This is a genomic window from Nocardia sp. NPDC004168 (genome assembly GCF_040610355.1).
In the GTDB taxonomy this organism is placed as follows: Bacteria; Actinomycetota; Actinomycetes; order Mycobacteriales; family Mycobacteriaceae; genus Nocardia; species Nocardia sichangensis.
This window is the reverse complement of record NZ_JBEXME010000083.1, coordinates 1-4191: the sequence shown is the minus strand read 5'-3', so window position 1 is coordinate 4191 and position 4191 is coordinate 1. Positions and strand designations below refer to the sequence as shown.

2 protein-coding genes are annotated in these 4191 nt (G+C 56.3%); one reads left to right on the top strand and one right to left on the bottom strand.

From position 1 onward, the window contains the following. Positions 1 to 207: 207 nt before the first annotated feature. Positions 208 to 1206, bottom strand: coding sequence for a transglycosylase SLT domain-containing protein (locus tag ABZW96_RS37345; protein ID WP_355081586.1), 999 nt, complete (start codon positions 1204 to 1206; stop codon positions 208 to 210). Positions 1207 to 2737: 1531 nt separating this feature from the next. On the opposite strand from ABZW96_RS37345, the gene ABZW96_RS37340 reads away from it, so the two are divergent. Further along, entirely contained in the window at positions 2738 to 3619 is an 882-nt protein-coding gene (locus ABZW96_RS37340) for a helix-turn-helix domain-containing protein (RefSeq protein ID WP_355081584.1), read from the top strand. Positions 3620 to 4191: the final 572 nt, after the last annotated feature.

Here is a 4191-nt window from a genome sequence, read left to right as displayed (position 1 = left end):
GTCACCACCAAATCCGGGCCCGATCTCGGCCGCCCCGTCCTCGCCACCGCCGAATCCTACAATTAGCCAACGGATTTCAGGCGCGGAACACTAGCCCTTCGCTACGCACCTCATTGGCAGGTCAGCGCCGGAGGCATCGAAATGTTCGGGCCCGAATCGGTCATCATCGAGCTATGTCGTCGGTCAGCGTGGTGCAAAGAACTGCGCTCAGTAGCCTTTCGGTGAACGGTTCGGATCCGCTTGCTGGACCTTGGCCTGCAGGTCGTGGCCGTCGCGGGAGACGTCGTACCGTTCCATCACGTAGTTCATGCTGGCGGCGACATTGGCTACGGGGTCGTTAATGTTGTTCGACGTTCCCCCCACGTGATAGGCCTGGAAGGTGCCGGGGATGGTCTGGGTAAGTCCCCTGGACGCGTGTCCGGCGGCAGCGTTGCTGTCCCAGTTGTTGACGGCGTTGGGATTTCCGCCGGATTCCCGTTCGATCAGAACCCGGTAGCCGCGCTTCCAGTACTCGCGGGCCACCGGGTCGGTGATGCCGAGCGCGTCGAGCGCGCCGTCGATCGCGGCGTCGACCGAGACGTTGCCCTGGTAGCGGGCGTAATCGGCAGTTATCGCGGCAGGCACGAAGCCAGGGCCGGGTGAGTAACTCCGCTGCGGGTAGTCATCCGGCACATAGCGGCCGCCGGCGGAAGCCGGGATATACGTCGGCGCGGAGCCATCGATATTTCTTGCGTGCGTCTGAACACCGCCGGTGGCTTTCTGGATTTCGTTGTGAACGTCGTCGACCGTCTGCAACACGGCCGCAGCCAGCCGCGACTCGACATCGGGAGATAGAAATCTTTCACCGGGAGCTGGCGGAGGGGCGGCCGCTAACGTGGCCTGAAGGGTTTGGACATGCTGCTTGACCGCAGCGAAGGTGCTGCTTGCGATATCGTAGGTGCCGTAGGCGGAGCTGTCGACGTTGGCGTCTTGCTTGCGTAGGTCATCCTTGAAGGCATTGAATTCTTTCAGATGGTCCACGTAGCTGTCGACCATCACAGACTTGCTTTCATACTCCGGTTCGAGCCTTTCATAACGTAACAGCTTCGACAGGTGCGGAACAGGGGCGGGCGCAAGCAGATCAGCGGATGTCTGGATTGTTTCCTGCGCTCTCTCGATAATTGCCCGCAGACCGTGCGTCGCACCGTAAGGGGGATCCAACTTCACAACCCACCGTGCGATCCTCATCTGCGATTCCATCCTTGTTCAATTACACCAGCGCCATTCAGTATTGTCATCTCGTACGGCATCATCGAAAGCTAACTACGCGGATAGATCGCAATACCAAAAATTTCTAGTTTGTTCTTACTCCTAATCGATATTGCGATCGCTGCGCAGCCGCTGCCGGCCAGCCGATTGATTTGGAGAACTACTCGACTACTGAGTTCAGGCCGTACTGCAGCTACCTCATACATAAGGAAGCAGTAAGATGCGGAACCGTCTAGATGTGATTTTACCAACTGGCTTGTGCGGTTCATATCAGAGCCGAGGCGAGCAGTCGAATTTATCCTGGATCCGGTCTCGAACCAACCGGTGAAGTCGGATTGAGATCCGAGCACTGCTGTTCGGGGTAAATTCGACTGTCGTGTATCTCGTTCTCGCACGTCACGTCGACTTGGCTGCTGGCCGACGCTCACGCTCGTGAACAACGCGGCGGCAGCTGACATGTTCAGCGATCGAGCAGGGAGAAACAGTGTGGGCTGTGGGCTCGCCGAGCGGCATGAGGAGCGTGTACGACAGCAGCGCGCCGTCTTGAGTGCGGTGGTGCGGTACAGTCAACACAGATTACGTAAGTCCGGGAACTGTCGCTGAATGCTCCGACAGCACCGGTGAATTTGTGCAAGTCACCCCTGCCAGCGCTCGTGTGGAGGTGAGTTGAGGGTGACGCCGCTGTGCGGCCCCACCCCTCTTCTATTTGGCAAAAGTGGTCTTCCGGGTCGTTAGATGAGGGTCTGATGGAACTCCGCAATCACCCCGGCAATCCACAGCCTTACACCAGTCAATCCGCACGCTGCGGAGCCTGCTGTGAAGGTGCTGGTCAGGCGGAATCGCCGGGTGGTGAGGGGTTGTCCCGATCAAGGGGCGGCTGGCCGAGTAAGCGCATCTGACCTGCGAGCCGTGCTGCAGCGTGCTGACAATGTTATTCCGCACCTCGCCGAAGGCATCTGTCCGGCATACCGAGAGGCCGGTCTTAGAGTTGGATCCGGCTTGTGAGTGCCGGTAGTCACGTGAGCTCCTCAGCGGGTAATTCGGTAAAAAAAATACCATTCTTGCCGGTAAATATTCTCCTATCACGATCTAGGTGAAAATAATCCTATTCTCTGGTCGTTTGCGGGTGCGAACATTCGTCACGCACCAAGAGCTGAGCTATGCGTTTTGTCTGCCCAGCGCTAGGTGGGCTGATGATACGCGGAGCACCAACAACGGGTCGGCGTTATCTAACGCTGCAAATCTTTGGACCCGAATCGAAGGGGGATGTATGTCGTGGCGGTATGCGCAAGATGGATTGCGTTCTATTGAATCCCTCATTGTGCGCCACACTGAATGCTGTTTCTTTTTCGATTTCTTTGATTACGCCGATCCTTGCCAATAGGCGATTGGCTGAAATCTTTATTGAACTTGAGGGGTGCTTCGAAAACGAGTGTGGGGTGACTGGAGCGTGGGTGACTCAAGTTGTTGCAAATGGGGTTGGCGTCAAATGTCTAGAGCGAGTGTAAAGGTGAAAGAAATGCGCCGGGGCCACCCGGAAGACTCCCGGATACCGCAGGCGGCACGGGTTCCGCACTCTCAACTGAGAACAATGGTAACCCGTAGGTATGCGGGCTATTCGGAAGCGACCCACTCGTTCGGTTGCCCGGTTGTGCTTCATGCCACAACTGCCGTGCAGATCGTTATCGGAGTGGGTGATACCGTTTTTCATCCTAGGAGTTTTCTTAGGGGTCCTAAAGATGCGCCTTTGTTGTTAAATATCGCTCGTGATTCTTCATACCTCGAACTTTGGCTGAATCCACTAGGGGCTTATTCACTTCTGGATACTGATGGAGGCGCAGACTATAGAGGGAGAATAATTGACTTCGGGGATGTCGCCGGTCCGTGTGGCCGAAATTTGTCGGACAAGATCCGTGACGAGTCTACATGGTCTGCACGGTTTGACATTCTTGAAGAGTTTCTACTCGGCCGCGCGGAGCGTGGTCGGGATGTACTACCGGGTGTAGGCAAGGCTTGGGCATTGTTAATAAATAGCGGTGGAATGATGCCGATTGCTCGAATCGCCGAGGCTGTAGGCTGGAGTCATAAACATCTTATTACGAAATTTACTCAACAGATAGGGCTGTCGCCCAAGACTGCCGCTCGAATTATACGCTTCGATCGGGCGCGGCATCTTCTGCGTAAGCGACCACACTCTCCCCTGCATGAAGTTGCGGCTGATTGTGGATATGCGGACCACTCCCATCTCGATCGCGACTTCCGGGCATTCAGTGGATTTACCCCGTCCGAGTATATTGTTCATTTCCGAAATCAATCTAAAGATCGGTGTGAGTCGCCCGCCTTAAAAGGCAATAAAGCTCGGTTATCGTGACCGATATCTGTCGTTGTCAGCAGAATAGATGTTTTATTCCGATTGCTATGGCTATCGGCCCGGCCGTTTGGCTTTGGAGGCGATGGAAACGTACAAGCAGCGGTGTTAGCGGCAAGTCTGGGGCATCGACCCGATATTCAGGGTCTCTTCGACGACCTGCGGCATGATCTCATCATCGCTGCTTTGGAAAGTCATACTTCGTTGCCGAGAGGGTGCTGTATGTCAAGCGGGGCAGGTTACCGTTTCGCTGCGGCCGTCCGACGGCACGCCCACTAGGCGGGACATGGGACGCAACGGGGGTATGCAATATCGCCGTTGTTGTCGAACCTGTTCATACACTACGCATTCGACTCCTGAGTGCATCGGGAGCTGGGCCAGTCAGGCTTGAGCAGTATTGCGACGAAGCCGTCGTGCACTGCATCAGCGAGCAGCAATCGGAGTTCGTGCGAGCCACCGCGCACAGGCTGAGGCGTTTCGGACTAGTGCTGCGTTCCTCAAAGGTGGTAGATAAAACGGCGGCGTAGGGTCCTTGGTTTCGGGGCTGGTCGGCCCCAGACCCATGGTCGTGCGCG